At 42.9% G+C, this 21892-nt stretch carries 18 protein-coding genes; 5 read left to right on the top strand and 13 right to left on the bottom strand.

All coding sequences use genetic code 11. The features are described from left to right. Positions 1–98: 98 nt before the first annotated feature. Both pfkA and ACIH2S_RS18980 read left to right on the top strand, forming a co-directional pair. Positions 99–1076, top strand: a complete 978-nt coding sequence (gene pfkA / locus ACIH2S_RS18985) for a 6-phosphofructokinase (protein WP_132497045.1) — start codon at positions 99–101, stop codon at positions 1074–1076. A 183-nt stretch (positions 1077–1259) separates the two neighbouring features. Further along, positions 1260–2273 (top strand): sulfate ABC transporter substrate-binding protein, encoded by a 1014-nt coding sequence (locus ACIH2S_RS18980; RefSeq protein ID WP_349488180.1) that lies wholly within the window; start codon positions 1260–1262, stop codon positions 2271–2273. A 90-nt stretch (positions 2274–2363) separates the two neighbouring features. On the opposite strand, the gene ACIH2S_RS18975 is transcribed toward ACIH2S_RS18980, so the two are convergent. The 3 genes from ACIH2S_RS18975 to ACIH2S_RS18965 all read right to left on the bottom strand — a co-directional run bounded on the left by ACIH2S_RS18975 (position 2364) and on the right by ACIH2S_RS18965 (position 5458). After that, positions 2364–3329, bottom strand: a complete 966-nt coding sequence (locus ACIH2S_RS18975; RefSeq protein WP_430247854.1) for an OmpG family monomeric porin — start codon at positions 3327–3329, stop codon at positions 2364–2366. Positions 3330–3864: 535 nt separating this feature from the next. Further along, on the bottom strand, positions 3865–4635 hold the full coding sequence (tpiA, locus tag ACIH2S_RS18970) for a triose-phosphate isomerase (protein ID WP_036950832.1): 771 nt from the start codon (positions 4633–4635) through the stop codon (positions 3865–3867). Between the two features lie 196 nt (positions 4636–4831). Beyond that, positions 4832–5458: a DUF1454 family protein gene (locus ACIH2S_RS18965; protein WP_036950834.1), complete on the bottom strand. Its 627-nt coding sequence runs from the start codon at positions 5456–5458 to the stop codon at positions 4832–4834. A 52-nt stretch (positions 5459–5510) separates the two neighbouring features. On the opposite strand from ACIH2S_RS18965, the gene ACIH2S_RS18960 reads away from it, so the two are divergent. Continuing rightward, positions 5511–5933, top strand: coding sequence for a DUF805 domain-containing protein (locus ACIH2S_RS18960; RefSeq protein ID WP_036950836.1), 423 nt, complete (start codon positions 5511–5513; stop codon positions 5931–5933). An 11-nt stretch (positions 5934–5944) separates the two neighbouring features. Here the strand turns inward: ACIH2S_RS18960 and fpr are convergent, their stop codons facing one another. Beyond that, on the bottom strand, positions 5945–6691 hold the full coding sequence (gene fpr, locus ACIH2S_RS18955) for a ferredoxin--NADP(+) reductase (RefSeq protein ID WP_154609494.1): 747 nt from the start codon (positions 6689–6691) through the stop codon (positions 5945–5947). Positions 6692–7133: 442 nt separating this feature from the next. Between fpr and emrD the strand changes: the two genes are divergently transcribed. Then, on the top strand, positions 7134–8318 hold the full coding sequence (gene emrD, locus ACIH2S_RS18950) for a multidrug efflux MFS transporter EmrD (protein WP_036950922.1): 1185 nt from the start codon (positions 7134–7136) through the stop codon (positions 8316–8318). A gap of 54 nt (positions 8319–8372) precedes the next feature. On the opposite strand, the gene ACIH2S_RS18945 is transcribed toward emrD, so the two are convergent. From ACIH2S_RS18945 to ACIH2S_RS18935, 3 genes are all read right to left on the bottom strand, one after another. After that, positions 8373–12485, bottom strand: a complete 4113-nt coding sequence (locus ACIH2S_RS18945; RefSeq protein WP_430247852.1) for a hypothetical protein — start codon at positions 12483–12485, stop codon at positions 8373–8375. 265 nt (positions 12486–12750) lie between these two features. Continuing rightward, positions 12751–14277 (bottom strand): glycerol kinase GlpK, encoded by a 1527-nt coding sequence (gene glpK / locus ACIH2S_RS18940; RefSeq protein ID WP_036950842.1) that lies wholly within the window; start codon positions 14275–14277, stop codon positions 12751–12753. Between the two features lie 70 nt (positions 14278–14347). Next, positions 14348–15178: an MIP/aquaporin family protein gene (locus ACIH2S_RS18935; protein ID WP_036950846.1), complete on the bottom strand. Its 831-nt coding sequence runs from the start codon at positions 15176–15178 to the stop codon at positions 14348–14350. 305 nt (positions 15179–15483) lie between these two features. On the opposite strand from ACIH2S_RS18935, the gene zapB reads away from it, so the two are divergent. Continuing rightward, positions 15484–15723, top strand: coding sequence for a cell division protein ZapB (gene zapB, locus ACIH2S_RS18930; RefSeq protein ID WP_108479177.1), 240 nt, complete (start codon positions 15484–15486; stop codon positions 15721–15723). 242 nt (positions 15724–15965) lie between these two features. Here the strand turns inward: zapB and rraA are convergent, their stop codons facing one another. The 6 genes from rraA to cytR all read right to left on the bottom strand — a co-directional run bounded on the left by rraA (position 15966) and on the right by cytR (position 21691). Next, positions 15966–16484, bottom strand: coding sequence for a ribonuclease E activity regulator RraA (gene rraA, locus ACIH2S_RS18925; RefSeq protein ID WP_036950850.1), 519 nt, complete (start codon positions 16482–16484; stop codon positions 15966–15968). Between the two features lie 119 nt (positions 16485–16603). Then, positions 16604–17521: a 1,4-dihydroxy-2-naphthoate polyprenyltransferase gene (locus ACIH2S_RS18920; protein ID WP_036950853.1), complete on the bottom strand. Its 918-nt coding sequence runs from the start codon at positions 17519–17521 to the stop codon at positions 16604–16606. Between the two features lie 185 nt (positions 17522–17706). Next, positions 17707–19041 carry an HslU--HslV peptidase ATPase subunit gene (gene hslU / locus ACIH2S_RS18915; RefSeq protein ID WP_108479178.1) on the bottom strand — a complete coding sequence of 445 codons (1335 nt, stop codon included), beginning with the start codon at positions 19039–19041 and terminating at the stop codon, positions 17707–17709. An 11-nt stretch (positions 19042–19052) separates the two neighbouring features. Beyond that, positions 19053–19583, bottom strand: a complete 531-nt coding sequence (gene hslV, locus ACIH2S_RS18910; RefSeq protein WP_006660514.1) for an ATP-dependent protease subunit HslV — start codon at positions 19581–19583, stop codon at positions 19053–19055. A gap of 167 nt (positions 19584–19750) precedes the next feature. Next, entirely contained in the window at positions 19751–20590 is an 840-nt protein-coding gene (gene ftsN, locus ACIH2S_RS18905) for a cell division protein FtsN (RefSeq protein WP_036950859.1), read from the bottom strand. Between the two features lie 72 nt (positions 20591–20662). Beyond that, entirely contained in the window at positions 20663–21691 is a 1029-nt protein-coding gene (cytR, locus tag ACIH2S_RS18900; RefSeq protein ID WP_036950860.1) for a DNA-binding transcriptional regulator CytR, read from the bottom strand. Positions 21692–21892: the final 201 nt, after the last annotated feature.

Here is a 21892-nt window from a genome sequence, read left to right as displayed (position 1 = left end):
TTTTGCGGTTAATCCGTCAGTGAGTCGCAGTGAATATCAGTGCAGTGCGGTGGTTTTTTCATAGATTTGCAATTTATGTTCATTAATCAGAGGTCATCATGGTCAAGCAGATTAAAAGAATTGGAGTGTTAACGAGCGGTGGAGATGCACCGGGTATGAACGCAGCGATCCGCGGCGTAGTACGCGCAGCTCTTGCGGAAGGTTTAGAAGTAATGGGTATTTTTGATGGATACCTCGGCCTTTATGAAAACCGTATGAAGCAATTAGACCGTTATAGCGTTTCGGATATGATCAACCGTGGCGGTACATTCTTAGGCTCTGCTCGCTTCCCTCAATTCCGTGATGAAAAAGTCCGCGCGGTAGCGGTTGAAAACCTGAAGAAAAACCACATTGATGCACTGGTTGTTATTGGTGGTGATGGTTCTTACCTTGGTGCTAAATGCCTGACTGAATTAGGTTTCCCATGCATTGGCTTACCAGGCACGATTGATAACGACGTTGCTGGAACAGACTACACCATCGGTTATTTCACTGCGTTAGAAACCGTGGTTGAAGCGATTGACCGCTTACGTGATACATCGACTTCTCACAAACGCATCTCTATCGTTGAAGTGATGGGGCGTTATTGTGGCGATCTCACTCTCTCTGCGGCAATTGCAGGCGGCTGTGAGTTTTTAGTTCTGCCAGAACAAGAAATGCCATTTAACCGTGAAGAGTTACTGTCAGAAATCAAACGTGGGATTGAAAAAGGTAAGCGCCATGCAATCGTTGCGATCACCGAGCACGTTTGCGATGTGGATGAGTTAGCAAAATACATTGAAGCAGAAACTCATCATGAAACTCGTGCAACTGTATTAGGTCACATTCAGCGCGGTGGTTCTCCGGTTGCTTATGACCGTATTTTGGCTTCTCGTATGGGTGCATACTCTATCCAACTGCTGCTGGAAGGCTACGGCGGGCGTTGTGTGGGGATCCAAAATGAAAAATTAGTTCACCATGATATTGTTGATGCGGTCATGAACATGAAACGCGTCTTCAAGAAAGATTGGCTGGAAACAGCGAAAAAACTGTACTAATTTCTCACCTCTATTATTGCAAATCTCACCGGTATGGTTGGCCTTATACTGACCATATCGGCGAAGATTGACCTTGTTCCCCTCGATATTCCTCTTATTTATAAGATTTACCTTTTCGGTATTTCCCGTTGCCGTGGGTATCTGTCAGCCTGATTCCGTATTCAATTAATGGAGAAAAGGATGATGGTACGTTTCTGGCAAAGTTCACGCTATCCAATAGCGGCATTTTCTTTATTGTTATTAACTGCGGGAGCATGGGCGAAAGATATCCAAATTTTAAATGTCTCTTATGACCCGACTCGCGAATTTTATCGCCAATATAATCAAGAGTTTGGTGATTATTGGAAAGCAAAAACGGGGGATACAGTGACGGTGCGCCAGTCTCATGGCGGTTCCGGTAAACAAGCCACTTCGGTGATTAATGGGTTAGAGGCAGATGTAGTGACGCTAGCTTTGGCATACGATGTGGATGCGATTGCACAAAGTGGCAAAATTAATCCAGGCTGGCTGAAAAAACTGCCCGATAACTCTGCACCCTATACTTCAACCATTGTCTTTTTAGTACGTAAAGATAACCCGAAAAATATCCATGATTGGGATGATTTGATCCGAAAAGACGTTTCGGTTGTGACGCCTAATCCGAAAACATCGGGCGGCGCACGCTGGAATTATTTGGCTGCATGGGGATATGGATTAGAAAAAAATCATAATGATCCAGAGAAGGCAAAACAGTTTGTGAAGCAGCTTTATCAAAATGTTGAAGTGCTAGACTCTGGCGCGAGAGGGGCAACCAACAGCTTTGTAGAGCGTGGAATCGGCGATGTACTGATTGCGTGGGAAAATGAAGCGTTGTTAGCCATTAATGAGTTGGGCGCGAAGGGGGATTTTGAAATTGTTACCCCGAGTATTTCCATTTTGGCAGAACCAACCGTTGCTGTTGTCGATAGAACAGTGGATAAGCGAGATCACCGTGAAGTGGCACAAGCTTATCTAGAGTTTTTGTATTCACCTAAAGGGCAAGAAATTGCCGCAAAAAACTATTATCGTCCGCGAGATGCTCAAGTAGCCAAAGAATATCAAAACCAGTTTCCACAATTGAAATTGCTCACCGTGGATGAGAATTTTGGTGGTTGGCAACAAGCGCAGAAAACGCATTTTGCTAATGGTGGGATCTTTGATGAAATCATTCGCCGCTAATCGCTAACGATTTGAAGACCAAATTAAGCTCCTAACCGTCCGCTATCATGGCGGAGCGGCTAGGAATTTATAACTGCCGAATGTTTATCGCTACCAGCTATATTTCACGCCTAGCTGACCGAGATACATCGTTTGTTTATTACTGTTTCCTGATGTTTTTTCACTGCCTTTTGGGTATTTCCATTTAGTGGGCTCATAGGCAACGCCGCCCCATAATGCTAACTTCGGTGTCATTTTGTATTCCACTTGAGTTCCGATACGGTAGCCACTGCGTAGTTGCTGAGTGAGCGAGCCTCTACTGTTGTACTCATTATCATTAATGAGATAACGGAAATAAGGGGAAATGCTCCAATCTTGGTTAATAGTCACAGGTAAGCCAAGGCGAATTTGGCGTTGTAAGGATTGGGTGGTGAACTCATTATCCCACGCTTTATCACTGTAATAGCTGACTTTGGCTTTAATTCTATTGGTGAGTTTATAACTCACGCCCACTTCAGATTCAAATTCGTAGTTATTGGCCTCATAGAAATTACTGTAGTAGTAAAGCGCGCCCCAATAATTAAATGTCCATCGTTCATCAAGGTTGATTGAACCGGAAGGCATAACCCAATAGAGGCTGTTGGATGAGCGGGCTTTAGAGCCTGGAGTTACATCATTGGATTCTTTGCGGTAGGTGAAATTGATATCGAGGTTGGAAATTTTATCTTTAATGAACTGTTTGGTTACACCGATTTGGGTTCGATTACGAATGTAGGAATCTCTGGAATTGGAGAAGTTTTTTCCGTGATTTCTTAAGGTTTCTCGGTGTTCGAGATCAAACGACCAAGTGGATGCCGGATTACTCAGCGATAACTTACCTATCATACTGGCTTTGTCATACACTTTGTTATTCTGTGAATCCCGCTGACCTTGATACTCTTCGAGCTCGACATACACATTGGTTTTAACGTGCCAATGATTATCACTGGATTGAGAATAACTGGCGATAGGGAAAATGATTGCTGTGCTAAGAATTGCAGTATTAAGAATTAAACTCGTTATAAACTTCATATTCATCCTTTATAGAATGCTTTAATTATTTAATGATTGAAAATCGATGGACTCACAGATTAATTATAATAAGCAAGAGTCTGTCGAACTCTTTGAAGAGGGACGCCACTATAATTAATAAGAAGCCATTGATTTTTATTACGTTACTAATTTAAAGAGAACAGAACAAAAATATCAATAATGAAAAATCGGCGAGCCGATGCAAGCAATCTAAATGAATTATCTTGAGGCTGTCTATGGTTAATTTTTGATGGTATAGGCATTTAAATTAGTGGGTTAGCTAACTTTTTATTACCTAGTGGGTTGTGTTTGTTCGATTTTTATTTATATTTACAATGAAATTGAAGTTTGTCTGATACTTATATTTTCTTTTATTTTGCAGTGGTTTTTTAAATGTAAAGTAATGGTTTATATTTTTAATTAATGATTTTTTAAATTCTTTTTTTATTATTTTTCATTTAATAGAAGGAAAAATAAAACCGTCTATTTAACGTTAAATTAAAATAGACGGTTAAATTGAGTGATTAAATACAGAATTTAATTACTTAGCTTTTTTGGCTTCAGCAGCAGCTTTAACAATCACCGCAAAAGCGTCCGCTTTTAAGGACGCACCGCCCACTAAAGCACCATCGATATCTGGTTGAGTGAATAACTCAGCAGCGTTGCCTGCGTTAACAGAACCGCCGTATTGAATGATTACTTGCTCAGCGACAGCTGCATCTTTTTTCGCAATGTGGCTACGAATAAATTTATGTACGGCTTGTGCCTGCGCTGGAGTTGCTGATTTACCGGTTCCGATTGCCCAGATTGGCTCATAAGCGATAACAGCACCTTGGAATGCTTCTGCACCTAATGTGTTCAGGACTGCATCGATTTGGCGAGCACAAACTTCTTCTGTTTTACCAGCTTCGTTTTCAGCTTCGCTTTCACCGATACACAGAACTGGGATTAAACCTTGTTCTTTCAGTACTGCAAATTGTTTTGCAACGAACTCATCGCTTTCTTTGTGATAAGTACGGCGCTCTGAGTGACCGATGATGATGTATTTTGCACCGACATCTTTCAGCATTTCAGCAGAAATTTCGCCAGTGAATGCGCCAGACAGGTTGACGTCAACGTTTTGTGCGCCTAATGCAATGCGGCTGCCAGCGATAGCGTGTTTAGCTTGAGTTAAGTACATTGCTGGTGGCGCAATTGCTACGTCACAGCCATCAACGCTGCTCAGTTCGTTACGCAGGCCAGCAATCAGTTCATTGACCATCTGGGTACTGCCGTTCAGTTTCCAGTTACCCATTACCAATGGATGTCGCATGTTATTTCCTCCAACCAAAAAGTTTGAATGATTTATCGATTAGTTTTTCATCACGCGATCAAGGTATTACGCGCAACGAGACGTTTCTGTCGCTGTTCCTGCATTATAGGAACAATGGATAATAATAGCTTTGCTTTTCATCATGCTTATTGCCAGAGCGTGATCATCATCCATTTCGCGTGTTTGTTGCTCTCAATTATTTACTGCTTTCGCTTGCTTGTTGTTCTAGCTTAATCGGTTCAACAGCAAAAGTAAGCACATTATTGTCACTTTTTACCAAAATATATCGCAATGCGCCTAATCTCGCTTCTTCTGCGCGGGTTGGGGCTTTATTGGCCATAAATTTGTTCAGCGCTGCGGTCAGCTCAGGGGCTTTATCCAAAGAAACATTAGGGTCAAATTGATGAATAATAGCGATGATATAGCGCTCAATTAATTGGCGACTTTCTTGGGCGTCAGCTTCATTGTCAGTAGGTAATAATGTGATTTGTAAGCTTTTAATTTTCTCACTACCCCGTTCGAGGACAGCAGATGAGTATATTTGTTGATTAATACGTGATGCGGCGCGAATGTAGGGCACGGATATATCTTGGCTAGCAATCACTTTGTATTCGTGAAGATACAAATCTTTATAGGTTTGATTAAATTGACTACGTAGCTCTGGGATCGTGAGATTAAAGGTTGGCGCATCGGGCGCTAAATACGCAACGCTTAAGTTGGTATCAGGTAACGTCGGTACCTTTTGGGAAAGTGCCATTTGTGGAAAATAGCACACAAAAGCGGTTATGATGATGGACATGGAACGGAATATTGGTTGAGCCATTTTTTCTGCCACTTATTCTTCAGAGATTAATATTGTATCAGGATTACAGACAATGACATTACTACAATGGGCTTTTTCCTTTAAAGGTAGAATAGGACGGCGACCATTTTGGGCAGGAGTTGCAGGCTGTTTTATTTTGATGACCCTGATCTCTCTCTTTCAAAACGCGTTTTCATTACCGGATGTTGTTGTGGTGGTGTTGTTTATTTTATTACTATATCCCCTTGCCGCAATTTTCACCAAGCGTCTTCACGATAGAGGTAAACCGGGAGGATGGTTTGCTTTAGTCGTGTTAGCTTTTGCTCTTTTTTCCTTCGATGTCAGCCAATTGGCCGAAATTTGGCAATGGGGTATTGGGCGCTTTCTTCCATTGCTGATTACGATGATGATGCTGATTGATTGTGGCGTTTTTGTAGGAATGGAAGGTGAAAATCCGTATGGAGAAAAGACAGATAAAGTCGATTATCTGTCTTAGCAGTTAGGCTATTACCAGTACTGTTCGCTAGTAATATGTCCCGGTTTACGGCGTAAATGTTTAACTAACCCGTGGGTTTCTTTGAGTTTATCCCGTGTATCTCGCACCATTTCTGGGTTGCCACACAGCATGATGTGGCATTTATCTGCGTCAATTGGCAACCCAACAAACTCTTCCAATTGATGATCTTCAATTAATGCGGGAACCCGCCCATACAGTGAGCCGGGGGCGTGTTCACGGCTCACAACAGTGACAATGCGTAATTTCCCTTGGAATTGCTGCTCTAATTGCTGCATGAGCGGCAGGTAACTCAGATCTTTTTGGTAACGCACGGCATGCAGTAAGACGATTTTTTCAAAGCGTTCTAGCCCTTTATTCTCTTGTAAAATAGAGAGAAATGGACCAATAGCCGTACCTGTTGAAAGCATCCAAAGATGTTTACATTCTGGGATTTCATCTAGCACAAAGAAGCCAGAGGCCTCATCGGTGATTTGCAATGTATCGCCGATTTGTAGCTCAGCTAGCTTCGGGCTCAGTTTTCCATTGGGAACAATGACGAAATAGAATTCAAGGCGGTTGTCACTGGGGGCATTCACATACGAGTAGGCGCGGGCAACGCGTTCCCCATTAACTTCAAGGGCGAGTTTAGCAAATTGTCCTGCAATAAACGGTTGAATAGGCGCATCCACCACTAAACTAAACAAGGTTTCTGTCCAATATTTGGCTTCAACCACCCGACCTGTTACCCAATTCGCCATAAATTTGTCCCTCTTATCGAAAAAGCCTCAGAGAAAGTATTCAACAGTGTGAATTATTTAAGATATACATTGCTGAACTTAATAGGATTTCATACTAGATCAGTTCATTGTTTATGCTTATCGATAAAGTGTTTTAGTAGATTGTTCTGCAAATGAGGAGTTTGGTAATTTTAATGTACAGTTAAGTTGACAGAGGTGGCGAATATTACTGCCAACGTGAAGTAAATTAAAATGGTGTCCTACCTCGAAAAATTCATAAATTTTGTTATCTTTATCACACAAGAACAACATCAATTGTTTGCTAGTTATATAATTCCAATGTAATGGGCAAAACAACGAATAAAAATCTATTATTTAATCCTGAGTGCAACTGTTCGTGTTATTAAACTTTAATAATGCGGCGCTATTGTGTGCTCAGGAATTGTGAATGTCTGAGAGCAAAATGAGAAAGCTTGAAAATTTTAATCTGTTGCTAATGTTGATTGCCCTCGCTGCGGTTGGGCAAATGACTCAAACTGTTTATGTCCCCGTGATTGCTGAAATTGCGGTGTATTTCGGTGAACCTTCGGGTGCTGTACAGCGCGTTATGGCGGCGTATCTGTTTTCTTACGGTTTTTCCCAGCTACTGTATGGTCCGTTATCTGACCAAATTGGTCGCCGTCCGGTGATTTTAGCTGGGTTATCTATCTTCTTAATTTCAACGATTGTCGCTATTTTTGCCCCAACGCTGACGGTATTGACGGTCGCGAGTGGTTTACAAGGTTTAGGTACAGGGGTTGCTGGAGTAATGGTGAGAACCATGCCGCGTGACCTGTATAAAGGCACTGCACTACGTTACGCCAATAGTTTGCTCAATATGGGGGTGTTAGTGAGCCCACTGTTAGCCCCTATGTTTGGTGGGATACTGGCGCATTTCTTTGGTTGGCACGCCTGTTATATTTTCTTATTCCTGTTGGGTGGCGGAGTGTTGTTCAGTATGTATCGCTGGATGCCGGAGACTCGTCCTATTTCACCTGAAAAACATAATTTAGTGGCGTCATACCGTGAATTATTATCTAACGGTTCGTTTCTTTCGTATTTGACGATGTTGATTGGTGCTCTGGCGGGGATCGCTGTTTTTGAAGCTTGTAGCGGTGTATTGATGGGTGGTGTCTTAGGGCTAAGCAGTATTACCGTCAGTATTCTGTTTATTTTGCCTATTCCTGCGGCGTTCTTTGGTGCTTGGTACGCGGGGCGTGAAGGTAAGAATTTCTCCACCTTGATGTGGCAGTCTGTACTGATTTGTTTAGCTGCGGGCATCATGATGTGGGTACCAGGTTGGTTTGGCATCATGAATACATGGACACTGTTGGTACCTGCCGCCATTTTCTTCTTTGGCGCTGGGATGTTATTCCCGTTGGCGACTACTGGTGCGATGGAGCCATTCCCATATTTAGCCGGTGCAGCAGGAGCATTAGTGGGTGGTTTACAGAACGTGGGTTCTGGTGTTGCAACGTGGGTGTCTGCGTTAATGCCACAAAATGGCCAGTTTAGCCTTGGCTTACTGATGTTCTTGATGTCGATGCTGGTCGTGTTGTGCTGGTTACCATTAGCGCGTCGTATGAGTCATACCGAGCGTATGGTTTAATTTAGAATACTGATTAAGTTTTATGTTAAGGGGGCAAATAAGCCCCCTGATTTATTATGCGACCAACGGTATGAAATGTGCTGACTCAACCCATTGAGTGGCTTGTTGTTGTGCGCTGATTGTGTCCTCTTTCATTCCTGCCATTTGTGAAGCGAGCGAGTTAAATTCCACAGGGCGATCGTAATTGAGAAACTCGGTATTTTCATCCAATGTTTGATTAGTATTTTGATTAAGCCAAACTGATCTGGCGGCTACATCATCATGTAAATGTTGATCGATATAAATTTTAATCCCCGCGATTTTTAAGCCTGGGGTGCTGTCGATTGTTCCTTTGACTGAAAGTATATTTTTATTCTGGGATAAAAACCAAGGTTCCTGCGGCGTTTTTTCTTGGATAATACCTTGTTCATCGTAAATGAGTAGGGTCACCCAATATTGGTTATTTTTCTCAGTGATCCCTAGCTTGCTAATATCAATTTGTTGGTTGATATGCACATCAGAAAGTAGCCTGATATCAGAAAGAATATTTAAATGAGAGGTTGATATATCATTTTCATTATTTTGCATATCGAAATGATGAATTGGTTGGAAATGATGGGTTGTATCAACTTGATTATTTTGACCAAACGGGTCACTTAATGAGAAGTATTGTTGGTGTAATTGCCCGCTCTCTATCCAACTGGCACAAATCGCACTTTGCGGAGTGATATATTGAGAATTTACTTTCCCTGTTGAGATATCAATTAAATTTTTATCCGTTGCAGACCAAGATAATCGACTACCACGCCAATAGTTATCTATCTGCAATTGTTCCGGCACGGTTTTTCCATCACCATAAATAAATAAGCGATTTGCTAGAGATTCAGGATTTTTATAGTGATAGAGCGTTGTGTCGTTGTTTTCTTTAGATTCGATAATCTGAATACTGACTAATTCCCCCTTATTGGGAATGTTCAAATTAAGTTCGTTATCCCTCAAGGAAATTTTTAGGGATTCGGTGAGTAGACCGGATGGCGTGACATAGGTGATCGTCAAACTATGAGGGGAATCAGAATGATCCTGTTGGATCAATTGCCCGATAGTTTGAGTCACGGTGAGGTAGCTATAGGGGTGCTGCGAGCCATCAGGTAAAGGAAGAAATATGCCATTAAGTTGGTAGACGGAGACATATTCGCCTGGGACTTCACTTTCGTTAATTTTAGATAAAAAATGTTGAGCCAAGTAAATATAGTAATCTGAATGCGCTAAGAATGCGTCGTATTGATCACTGTAATGAGGATAATCACTCGGATACATTGCGGGTATAATCTCATATTCTGGCTCGTCTTTACGGAAGGTTGTGTATTGCTGGCGATATGAATCATATGCGATGTTCTTACCATGACTTTCCGCTGGATATGGGTAACCTTCATTTGTGGTATGGCCGAGTGCAAGACCATGCCCAAACATTTCATGCCATAAAATACTGGGTTTTGATATTCCGCCACCAAAGTTATGGGTTGCTAACCCAATCACACCTGATGTGCCCCCCTCCATAGATAGCGGCAGGATAGCGATATAAAAAAATTCGCTATACAGCTCTGTTCTCCGCGCTGCTTTTTGGCTCTCTAAGTAAGACCTCTCAATTTGTGACATTGATGGCTCTTGGATACTGTTTGGAGCGTCATACAAGAGATGAACCAGCGTCGTTCTATCTGTATAAATCGCATCATCTTGAACGATACAAGGGTATAAAGCCGATTTCTGAGGGATAGGGGGATAGCTATATAAGGTTAGCTGGTGAATGGGTAATTTGGCGAGCGCTTCTAATCCCCAACTGAGAAGGGAATAAGAGTAAGTACCGTGTCCATCTTGATAAAGCGTTTTATGCGCGACATGTGCAGTGATGGGCTTTATTTTTTTGATTCTAGGAAAAAAACTTCCTGCAGCGGTATAGAAGGGAAATGGTGTACCTTCACCAGGCATTGCGTATTCAGCTTCAACATTTTGGATGCCATATTGAGTTATTGGTATACCTCCTGCGAGAATTTGTATCTCCATATTAGGTTGAATCCATTTTCCCTTTATCGGCGCGGTATAGCTGTAACGGTGCCAATCTTTAGCTTCGAAGCTAGGCGTATTAGGCGGTGGGGTGAGAGCGGCGGGAAGATTTGATGGACCCGTTAAAACCACTTTCTCTAATTCAATTCCCTCTTTATCTCGAATAATGGCCACAATGTCGGGCGCTGTAGCCTCAGAGTCACTGGTAATATCAATTTTTAATAAAGCGGGTCGGTCAGCCGTTAAACTGAAGTATTTAGTATGGGGCTCAAGTAAGTGGGTTTGTGCTAGCTGAATATTGTGAATTTGCATATCGCTTGGCACGGGGTGATGGCGCATCTGAGGCTGATGATAAATCGGATCTGGTAACGTAAAAATACGCTTACTTGGAAGGGACAGATAAGGCGCTTCTTCAGATTGTAGCTGAATAGACATAGGGGCAGAAACAGAGCCATCTTTCATAATGGCAATAAAATCAAACTGGTCATGCCCACGGAAAGATTGTTTACCATCAGGTATATATTGCCATTCTCCGGTTATTTCGTTTAATACAACCTCTCCAAATAATGGCTCTTCAATAAGCTGAAAATATTCAATTTCCTCATGAAATGGCAAACTTCCAGATAGCACACCTACGTGAAATTGATTGGCGATACCATGGGGATTTTCTGCAATAAGAAGAGGGTGTAACTGCTGATTTTTTAGCTGAAATTGGGAAACAATCATGCCCCCACAGGTGATGACAATCTGGTTATTTTTATAATGAGCGGAGATAAGAGGGAGTTCAAGATCAGCGAGTTGCTGATTAACATAGTCTTCGATTTCGGCTGCAAGTCCCTCCCAGGAATCGTGTGGTGATAGGCTGATATCATCCAGTCTTAAAACGGTATTCAACCGTGAGCTATTTATTTGAATTGAAAAATAATAGCTATTATTTCGGGTCTCTTCTGTGAGTGCGAATGAGTTTATCGACGTAGAAGGTAATGACAGTGTCTGTTGGTAGCCATCAGGGTTGAATAAAGAATGTGGGGCAGGTTGCTCAACCGAGGTATTTTCTGTGGTAATCAAGGGAGTGTGATGAATGAAATCATCAGGAATAAATTGAACTGATTCTTGCCCTGAAAACCCCCACCCTAAGCGGATATTGGGGGCATTATCTTGTGTCGTGGTGGTGATTTTAAAGTGAACTTGCTGCCCCTTTTGGGTATGTTTAATCACGATTTCGCTACATTCATCTTGAGCATTAATTTGATGAGTGTACTGATCAATATCCAGTGTGAGGTTATAGGGATGATATTGTGTATCCACATAGAGGATAAGGCGTTCAGATTTAGGCACGGTGAGAACGCCTTCATAAACCCAAGTGGTTGGCTCTATTTGTTGAGGTAATCCGCTGAAATAGTAAGTTAAATTATCTAGAACATAATATTTTTGCTCGGAGCTATCTTCATGGAATGCAGGGGTGGCAGTGACGGATATCCCTGGTTGAGAATATTGAGCGAAAATCGTTGTATCTTGCTCAGATGCTGGGGAGTCTTGTATGTATTCTAGCTCGTCAAGAAGCAATTGAACTGGCTTCGAGATAAGCGTTGTATCATTTTCAATAATCAGTAAGCCGCCACCAGTCAATTCAAGCCAATGTCGTGCCAGCTCTACTTGCAGATCGTTAGCATCACCCGCAAGAATGAGCATGCCATAATGACGCTCTGATTGGCCGCTTGGAAGTAGTAACTCAACAAATTGCGATTGAGAACGAGGCTCTCCATCGCGCCATTGATGAGGGGAGTTAAAGCTATCAACCCATAAATTATGCAATGGATGGAATTTAAACCCTGAAAAATCATCTTCATCTAGAGTACTTAATAGATAGTTTTTTCGCTGTTCTCCCGGTAAACGAGGCTTATCCAGTAACCAGTTTGTGATATCAAAAGCGGCGTGTCCTGAATGTGTTTTCTGAGGATCGTCTTGTAGCCCTTCTAAGTAAAAACTGTCTGTGTGGATTTTTGCAACTCGTCCTCGATTTTTGTATAGACCAAGCTCTAAATATCCATGCTGTTGTGCTTGGGATGTGAGTTGTGCACTGGTTTGATTGGTGTGCATCAATGCATATTTTTTCCGGTTATCCATAACCTTCACTCCTGAAATAATTTAAAAATAATTTTTTATAAAATAATTCATAAACATAGTTATTGCAGGGACGAATTCTAGATAAGCAAGTGGGAGCTTTCTAATTTATTATTCATCTATGAGTGATGTTTTTATTTATTAGCGAATTACTTGAGATGTTGCGATTCGTAGTCACCAGCAATAAAAAAGCAGTGCCGGAGCACTGCTTTGACGGTTTGCTTAGCAATATATTTTGTTTAGCAATATATGTCGTGATATCGAAAAGTTAAGCGCGGTCTTCCCACTCTTGAGCACGAGCGACCGCTTTTTTCCAACCTTCGTATTTATAATTGCGTTCAGTGGTTTCAATACCCGGTTTAAAGACACGTTCAATGTTGGCTTTACTTTGCAGTTCATCCAAACTTTCCCAGAATCCAACGGCGATACCCGCTAAGTAAGCGGCACCTAACGCGGTGCTTTCACGGACTTCAGGGCGTTCTACAGAGGTACCGAGAATGTCTGATTGGAACTGCATCAGGAAGTTGTTCGCAACAGCGCCACCGTCCACACGTAAGGCTTTTAGGCGTTCACCAGAATCGGCTTGCATCGCATCGAGGACATCGCGGGTTTGATAAGCGATGGATTCCAATGTGGCACGAATAATGTGGTTGCGGTTTGCCCCACGTGTTAAGCCAAAGATAGCGCCGCGCGCATACGGATCCCAATATGGAGCGCCTAAACCAGTGAATGCAGGCACCACATACACACCGTTGCTATCTTTAACTTTGGTGGCGAAATATTCGGAGTCCGTAGATTCATCAATCAGTTTCAACTCATCACGTAGCCACTGAATAGAGGCGCCGCCCACAAACACCGCACCTTCAAGGGCATAGTTCACTTCGCCTTTAGGACCGCAAGCAATCGTGGTTAATAGACCATGATTAGAGCGAACTGCGGTATCACCGGTATTCATCAAGAGGAAGCAGCCAGTTCCGTAGGTATTTTTTGCCATACCGGATTTTACGCACAATTGACCATACAGTGCTGCTTGTTGGTCGCCCGCAATGCCCGAAATTGGAATACGTGTACCGCCTTTACCCCCAATGTTGGTTTGTCCGTAAACGTCAGAGGAAGGGCGGACTTCTGGCAGCATGTTACGAGGAATATTTAATGCTTTAAGGATTTTGTCATCCCATTCTAAATTACGAATGTTGAATAACATGGTACGAGAAGCGTTGGTATAGTCAGTGACGTGGACGCGACCTTGAGTCATTTTCCAAACTAACCAAGTATCGACAGTACCGAACAGTAATTCACCTTTTTCTGCGCGTTCACGAGCACCTTCGACGTTATCGAGGATCCATTTTACTTTGGTTCCTGAGAAGTAAGGGTCAACCACTAAACCCGTGTTTTGGCGAATATACTCTTCAAGTTCTTTATCGTTCGTTTTTAAATGGGTACAAAAGTCAGCGGTACGGCGGCATTGCCAAACAATCGCATTATAGACAGGTTTACCTGTCGCTTTCTCCCAAACAATCGTGGTTTCACGTTGGTTAGTGATACCGATACCTGCCACTTCATCGGTACGAATATCGGCTTTAGCGAGAACTTCAATTAATGTCGAACTTTGCGTTGCCCAAATTTCCATTGGGTCATGTTCTACCCAGCCTGGTTTTGGGTAAATTTGCGTGAATTCGCGCTGGGAAATACTGACGATATTTGCATCATGGTCGAGAACGACAGCTCGCGAACTGGTTGTGCCTTGATCAAGAGCGACAATATATTTTTTAACGATATTGGTTTCTGTTGTCATAATTTAAACCTGTTCAGCAATGGGTTAATCTGGTTTTAGGTAAACCCAGTTTTAGAAATAAGAAACGGTATTAAGAGGATTTCTTCTCTTCTTCATCAGACTCGCAAGTCATGCAAGGCAGATGGCGACCAATGAGTTTACGATAACCGAATGCCCCTAGCAGACCACCAACAATCGGCGCAGTCAATGGGACAAGGAAATAAGGAATATCACGTCCGCCGGTCAGGGCAATATCACCCCATCCAGCTAAATAAGCCACGACTTTCGGACCAAAGTCACGCGCTGGGTTTAAGGCGAATCCAGTCAATGGACCAAAAGAGCCACCGATAACCGCAATTAAGATACCAATTAATAATGGTGCTAATGGACCTTTAGGAACGCCATTGCCATCATCAGTTAAACCTAAAATTAAGCAGACTAAAATGGCGGCAATCACCACTTCAATAAAGAACGCATGGAACACGCTGATTTGTGGCGCAGGGTAAGTTGAGAAGACACCCGCTGTAAACAAACTTTCTTGTGTGCCACGAACAATATGGTGAACTTGTTCGTAATCGAAAAAAACAGGGGAATACATTGAGTAAACTAGGGCAGCAGCACAAAAGCCCCCGAGCATTTGAGCGATAATGTAAGGAACGACTTTTCGCTTATCGAAACACGCGAATAACCATAATGCTAATGTGACGGCAGGGTTTAAGTGAGCGCCAGAGATGCCCGCAGTTAGGTAAACAGCCAGTGCGACGCCGAAGCCCCAAATCACACTAATTTCCCAAAGACCTAACTGAGCACCTGCAATACGTACAGCCGCGACACATCCTAAACCAAAAAAAACCAACAGAGCAGTTCCAAGAAACTCCGATATACACTGACCTGTCAGTGTTGAAGGTGTCATTTTGCTCATAAATGTTCATCCTGCAATAGTTGTTAAGAGAGGTGTTTTGCACGAGTATAATTTTCTCTGCGAAAATTTATTCTGTTAATTTAGCGAGAAAAAAGATAATCGAATATTGCGATTTGTGAAAACTGTGTGTCAAATCACCAAAAAACGAAAACAAACAATCATTTTTAAGGTCGAATTCAAACATTTGAATAGTCACGGGCGAGACAATTAAAAGAATAATGTTTGTAATCAAGTGTAAGTCACTGGACACAGAGGATCATGCTACTTACAATCGAGGGAAAGCGCTTATAAAGGGAGATCCGAACATGTCATTTGAAGTATTTGAGAAACTAGAATCCAAAGTTCAACAAGCCATCGACACCATCGCATTAATGCAAATGGAAATTGATGAACTGAAAGAACAAAACAGTGCATTAAGCCAAGAGTTACAAGCCAACAAATCAGGTACTGAATCACTGGTTCGTGAAAATGAACAGCTGAAGCAAGAGCAGGCGACTTGGCAGGAACGTTTACGGACCCTTCTCGGTAAGATGGAAGAAGTTTAATTCCCTTCATACTTCAAGCCACAGGGGTGTTGGCTTCGTTTGGATACCCGAATCACATACTTATGTATGCTCATCGGGATATCCTCCACTCGCCGCCTACCTGTGACTCGAATTATTTTGGGAATGTAGGGGTATGTAGAAGTGTTTTCTGAAAGAAGTGAAAAACGGAAAACAGAAAACAGAAAACAGAAAAGAAAAAGGCAGATAGTGATATCTGCCTTTTTTGTGGAGTTTGGTGGGGCTTATTCGTCGATGGTTTCGTCGAAATCGTCGTTGGCTGCTTGGGTCAGTGGTTCTTCGGATAAAATCATGCCCGTGTTATCGGCATACAGATAATCGCCGGAGAAGAATGTCACGCCGCCAAAATTAACGCGGATATCGCTTTCGCCGATACCTTCGTCAGGGCAACCCGCAGGGATTGCAGCAACTGCTTGGATGCCGAGATCTAACTCCATTAATGCATCCACTTGACGGACGGCACCGTAAACCACAATACCTTCCCAGCCATTGTCTACCGCTAATCGCGCGAGCTCAGCGTCAATCAGTGCTTTACGCACTGAACCACCGCCATCCACCAGCAAGATGCGCCCATGGCCGTCTTCTTCCAGCAAATCATACAGAATGCCATTATCTTCAAAGCATTTTACTGTAATGATTTGACCGCCAAATGAAGTACGTCCACCAAAGTTGGAGAATAAAGGTTCTACTACATTAACGCTTTCTTGGTAGATGTCGCAGAGTTCGGAAGTATCATATTTCATAGGATTTAGGTCTTTTTTGCTGCAAGAGGAAGGTCAGTATATCCCTTTTAGTCACTGATTGGCAAAATTCCCGCCAGAAAATAAGCGGGAAAAGTCAAAAAAACAGCAAATAATTGAGACTATTTACTCAGGATAACCCCAAGGGAGAATAAAACGTTGGTGACTAAAGCGATTTTCACCATATTTTCTAGCATTGGGCGCATCCCTTCTGGGGTAGGATCAGAAAGCACTTTGCGTACATGATTCATCAGCATTGGCACCGCCAATAAGAATAACCAGCCCGCCCAACCTGTTAAATAGAGTAAATTGAAAAATACCAAACATAAGATGGAAACGATGATGATAATGGCGTGGTACATGCGCGCGCCTTGTGGACCTAAACGCACTGCCAACGTGTTTTTACCCGCTTTAATGTCGTTTTCAATATCACGCATATTATTGATATTTAAAACAGCTACAGACAGTAAACCGCAAGCTGTTGCTGGTAGGATAGTGATGATATTAAAGCTATTCGCTTGTAGGTAAAAAGTACCAATCACACTTAACCAACCAAAGAAAATGAGAACGGAAATATCCCCAAGACCAAGGTAGCCATAAGGTTTTTTACCGACGGTATACGTAATGGCAGCCACGATAGCCACTAACCCTAAGCCAAGGAATCCGATGGCATCTTCTGGTTTTTCGCACGCGACAATAATCAACAATAGACCAGAAAGGCAAGCCGCGAAGATATTCAGCTTCAGCGCTTTTTTCATATCTTCTTTGGTGATGACGCCTTTTTGCATTCCACGCAGAGGTCCGATGCGTTCAGCGGTGTCTGAGCCTTTAATCGCATCGCCATAGTCATTGGCGAGGTTAGATAAAATTTGTAATAAGCCCGCTGTGATAATAGAAAGCAGAGCGACAGGCCACTTAAAGTTACCCGTGAAATAGGTCAATGCGGATCCAGTGACGATGGCAATCACCCCTAATGGTAGGGTTTTTGGTCGTAAACTTTCTAGCCAAGCTTGTTTGCGGCTGATTGAAGATGAGTTCATGTAATTTATTCACCGTACTCGTGATATTTCAATGGGTAACGTGGCTTTGCTGCTGAGTGACCGTTTGAATTATTGGGAGTAAATGTTCTTATTAAGTTGGATTTTATATGTCAAAAGTGCAGCAAGATTGCTGCACTTTAGCTAACATCCATTAAGGATACATGAAAACCTGATAATTAATAAGATTATAAAATAAATCTACTCAGGTCTTCGTCTGCTACCAGTTCGTCTAAGTGTTGGCGGACATACTCAGCATCAATTGTAATGCTTTGTCCGTCGCGCTCGCTGGCGTCGAAAGAGATATCTTCCATCAGACGTTCTAGCACAGTATGTAAACGACGCGCACCGATATTCTCGGTTGACTCATTCACTTGCCATGCAGATTCTGCAATTTTACGAATACCATCTGCGGTGAATTCAACGCTAACACCTTCTGTTGCCATCAACGCTTTGTACTGTTCAGTCAAAGAAGCATTAGGCTCAGTTAAGATGCGCTCGAAATCTTCAGTGGTCAGCGCCTGAAGTTCAACACGAATTGGCAGACGACCTTGCAGTTCTGGAATCAAATCAGATGGGCTAGAGACTTGGAATGCCCCAGATGCGATAAACAGGATGTGGTCAGTTTTCACCATACCGTGTTTGGTTGAGATGGTGCAGCCTTCGATTAATGGTAATAGGTCACGCTGAACCCCTTCACGGGACACATCTGGACCTGAACTTTGACCACCACGTTTACAGATTTTATCGAACTCATCAATAAACACGATACCGTTTTGTTCAACCGCTTCAATGGCTTGTTCTTTCAGCTCTTCAGGATTAACCAGTTTTGCCGCTTCTTCTTCCACCAACAGTTTAAAAGCTTCTTTGATTTTCATCTTACGAGGCTTCTGTTTTTGACCTGCTAAGTTTTGGAACATAGATTGTAGCTGGTTGGTCATCTCTTCCATACCTGGAGGAGCCATGATTTCAACGCCCATTGGTGCTGCGGAAACTTCAATTTCAATTTCTTTATCGTCTAACTGACCTTCACGTAATTTCTTACGGAATGCTTGGCGTGCTGGTGATTGCTCATCAACAGGTTCTGCTTGTCCCCAGTTATTTTTTGCTGGTGGGATCAACACATCAAGAATGCGTTCTTCCGCCATTTCTTCGGCACGATAACGGTTTTTCTCGATAGATTGTAAACGCACCATTTTTACCGCAGAATCGGTAAGATCGCGGATGATAGAGTCAACTTCTTTACCTACATAGCCCACTTCCGTGAACTTAGTGGCTTCAACTTTGATGAATGGCGCATTTGCCAGTTTGGCTAAACGGCGTGCGATTTCGGTTTTACCTACCCCGGTAGGACCAATCATCAGAATGTTTTTGGGAGTCACTTCATGGCGTAAATGCTCATTTAACTGCATACGGCGCCAGCGGTTACGCAGGGCGATAGCAACAGAACGTTTAGCTTTATGTTGACCAATAATATGGTTGTCGAGTTCGCTGACAATTTCGCGTGGAGTCATTTCGGACATGCTAGCAATCCTTATGATTTTGAAGAAATTTCTTCAAAGTTGACATTATGGTTGGTGTAAATACAGATATCTCCCGCTATCGCGAGGGCTTTTTCCGCGATTTCGCGAGCGCTTAAGTCTGTATTTTCGAGAAGGGCGCGTGCTGCTGATTGGGCATATGGACCACCAGAGCCAATCGCAATCAGGTCATTTTCAGGCTGAACGACGTCGCCATTACCCGTAATAATTAATGAAGTGTGTTCATCAGCGACGGCAAGCAGTGCTTCTAATTTGCGCAGCATGCGGTCGGTACGCCAATCTTTGGCTAATTCCACCGCCGCTTTAGTGAGGTGTCCTTGATGGAGTTCAAGTTTGCGCTCGAACAGTTCAAAGAGTGTGAATGCGTCTGCGGTGCCACCGGCAAATCCTGCAATGACTTTGTCGTTATATAAACGGCGTACTTTGCGGACATTGCCTTTCATGACGGTATTACCCATCGTCGCCTGTCCATCACCACCGATTACAACTTGGCCATTACGGCGAACACTTACGATTGTTGTCATGAGTTAGCCCCTGGTTGTATTACAAAAAGAATGCAGTTGATTTCATTTTTTGATAGATAAATTTCAAGTGATAGTGGTCTATTCACTATCACTTGAAAGAGATTGATCTCAAAAATAACTGCTTACGAGTACGTTAAAACAGTAGATGGGGGGGGGGCGGGGATTTTTCAACCCCCAGAAGCACGAAGAATACAACCACTCACACCAACGCCTGCTGCACGGTCACGCATGTTTTCAGCGGTGGACTTAGAATATGGGCCTAATACGATGCGATGCCAGCCACCACCTGCGGTGACGCGACTTTCGATACCTGCAAATGCGAGAGTGGCACGTACTGATTCAGCCTGTTCTGCTGTTTTAAATGAACCGCATTGCACGAGCATATTCTGCATTTTATTCACAGGAGCTGTCTCAGGTTTAGGTTCAGATTTCACTTCCGGTTTTGTGACAGGCTGAGCTTGCTGAACTGGCGCAACTGGACGTGTTTCCGGTTTTTGCTCAATAATCGACGGTTTGCGTTGAGTCGGAGTTTCAACGGGCTTAGCTGGTTCATTGATCACCACTTGTGAGCGCGGTACCGGCTTACCATTAAATGGCACTTCTTGCAGGTTGGTCACAGGTTGACGACGATCAGAATCCATTTGTTCTAACAACTGGCGCTGTTCGGTAGTGAGATCAGACTGACGAATATTGCCGCTATTTGTGCTAGGTTGCGATGGCGAAGTGTAATCTTGCCAAGGCTCTTCCAGCTCCCTTTTATAGCGCCAAGGTTCTTCAGGTTTAGGTGGCAGCGTGCTACCCGGTTTTGCAGCTTGAGTGGGGAGTGCAGTTTGAGGCGCTTCTTTTTTATTATGAGTAATAAAAAATAGCCCACCAACGAATAACACCACAATAGCGACCGCCACAATTAATGTGGTTAGCGGTAGCCCTTGGGCCTTCTTCGATTTGCCTTTGCTTTTTTTACGAGCGGACGACCGTCCTCGAGCTACATAATCTTTTTGTGCCACGCTATTAATTCACTAGTTGTCAGTTGTTAATCGTTATTTAGGTCATATGTTACTTAACCTTAACGATTTTGCCTAGCATTTAGGCGCTTTTGTACTCTCTCTAACGATTAAATCAGAATCTAGGAGACGAGAACCTGCGGTGACACTATTTCCGTGTAGCTGTTCTAGTAATAATAGCATCGCATGGCGACCAATTTCCCTGCGAGGGTGATTGATGGTCGTCAGTGCGGGTAATGTATATTTGGCTTGCTCAAGGTTATCAAAGCCGACAAAAGAGATATCGTCTGGAATGTTCAGACCCATTTTCTTCGCTTGCCACATGGCACCGAATGCCATGATATCAGTATGGCAGAAAACGGCAGTCGGTGGCTCTGGTAAAGAAAGTAATGTTTTTAATGCTTCAGCGCCGCTTTCATGAGAGAAATCTCCACGTACAATATAGCTCTCTCTTAGCCCTTCTCCGGTGCGTAACATGGCTTTTTTATACCCTTCTAAGCGGTATTGGCTATGTGGCATCTCTTCAGGTCCTGCGATACAAGCAATACGTTTATGACCTTGTTTTAGCAGGTAATGGGTAGCATTGAAGGCCGCGGTGAGGTTATCAATATGCACCGTTGGGAGTTTTAACTCTGGCGCGAATTCGTTAGCCATCACAATTGGCGGTAGATTTTTTTGTTCTTCGGTTGAGACATCAAACGGTAAGTTAGAGCCCAACAGAACCATGCCATCAATCTGTTTGGTAATGATCAGGTTGATAAAGGCATTTTCTTGTTTTTGTTGATGTTTACAGTCACCAATCAGCACAAAGTAACCTTCGTGAGCAGCCACTTCTTCAATACCGCAGATCACATCGCTGAAGAATGGATCGCTAATGTCTGGGACGATCGCGAGAATAGTTTTGGATTCATTGCGTTTATAGCTGCGGGCAAGGTTATGAGGATAATAGCCAACATCTAAGACGGCTTGCTCAACTTTTTGGCGTGTTTGCAGGGAGACTTTTTCAGGGTTCATCAATGTCCGAGAAACGGTGGCTGTTGATACGCCAGCTGCGTTCGCGACATCTTTCATGGTCGCCGTATTATTGTGCTTTTTACTTTCCACAACGCCTTCCTTTGTCTATTTAATCGATTGCTTTTTTTTGAATGGCGCGAACACGTCATTTTGTTAATTAAAAGACATTCTAAAGAGTTTCACAATAATATCTGTTACCTAGTTTGCATAAAAAGTGTGACTTGCATCATTTTTTAGAGCTGCCTCGCAAATTTTGAAAATAGTTATAGTGATATCCACTTAATCCAAATT

The sequence above is a fragment of the Providencia lanzhouensis genome, assembly GCF_050469745.1.
GTDB classification, from domain to species: Bacteria; Pseudomonadota; Gammaproteobacteria; order Enterobacterales; family Enterobacteriaceae; genus Providencia; species Providencia lanzhouensis.
The sequence above is the reverse complement of the archived record's forward strand: the minus strand, read 5'-3'. Positions and strand labels throughout refer to the sequence as shown.

Bases quoted from the DNA above. Each gene is read 5' to 3' on its own strand.
- pfkA (WP_132497045.1), top strand. From the start codon at position 99: ATGGTCAAGCAGATTAAAAGAATTGGAGTGTTAACGAGCGGTGGAGAT.
- ACIH2S_RS18980 (WP_349488180.1), top strand. From the start codon at position 1,260: ATGGTACGTTTCTGGCAAAGTTCACGCTATCCAATAGCGGCATTTTCT.
- ACIH2S_RS18975 (WP_430247854.1), bottom strand. From the start codon at position 3,329: ATGAATATGAAGTTTATAACGAGTTTAATTCTTAATACTGCAATTCTT.
- tpiA (WP_036950832.1), bottom strand. From the start codon at position 4,635: ATGCGACATCCATTGGTAATGGGTAACTGGAAACTGAACGGCAGTACC.
- ACIH2S_RS18965 (WP_036950834.1), bottom strand. From the start codon at position 5,458: ATGGCTCAACCAATATTCCGTTCCATGTCCATCATCATAACCGCTTTT.
- ACIH2S_RS18960 (WP_036950836.1), top strand. From the start codon at position 5,511: ATGACATTACTACAATGGGCTTTTTCCTTTAAAGGTAGAATAGGACGG.
- fpr (WP_154609494.1), bottom strand. From the start codon at position 6,691: ATGGCGAATTGGGTAACAGGTCGGGTGGTTGAAGCCAAATATTGGACA.
- emrD (WP_036950922.1), top strand. From the start codon at position 7,134: ATGAGAAAGCTTGAAAATTTTAATCTGTTGCTAATGTTGATTGCCCTC.
- ACIH2S_RS18945 (WP_430247852.1), bottom strand. From the start codon at position 12,485: ATGGATAACCGGAAAAAATATGCATTGATGCACACCAATCAAACCAGT.
- glpK (WP_036950842.1), bottom strand. From the start codon at position 14,277: ATGACAACAGAAACCAATATCGTTAAAAAATATATTGTCGCTCTTGAT.
- ACIH2S_RS18935 (WP_036950846.1), bottom strand. From the start codon at position 15,178: ATGAGCAAAATGACACCTTCAACACTGACAGGTCAGTGTATATCGGAG.
- zapB (WP_108479177.1), top strand. From the start codon at position 15,484: ATGTCATTTGAAGTATTTGAGAAACTAGAATCCAAAGTTCAACAAGCC.
- rraA (WP_036950850.1), bottom strand. From the start codon at position 16,484: ATGAAATATGATACTTCCGAACTCTGCGACATCTACCAAGAAAGCGTT.
- ACIH2S_RS18920 (WP_036950853.1), bottom strand. From the start codon at position 17,521: ATGAACTCATCTTCAATCAGCCGCAAACAAGCTTGGCTAGAAAGTTTA.
- hslU (WP_108479178.1), bottom strand. From the start codon at position 19,041: ATGTCCGAAATGACTCCACGCGAAATTGTCAGCGAACTCGACAACCAT.
- hslV (WP_006660514.1), bottom strand. From the start codon at position 19,583: ATGACAACAATCGTAAGTGTTCGCCGTAATGGCCAAGTTGTAATCGGT.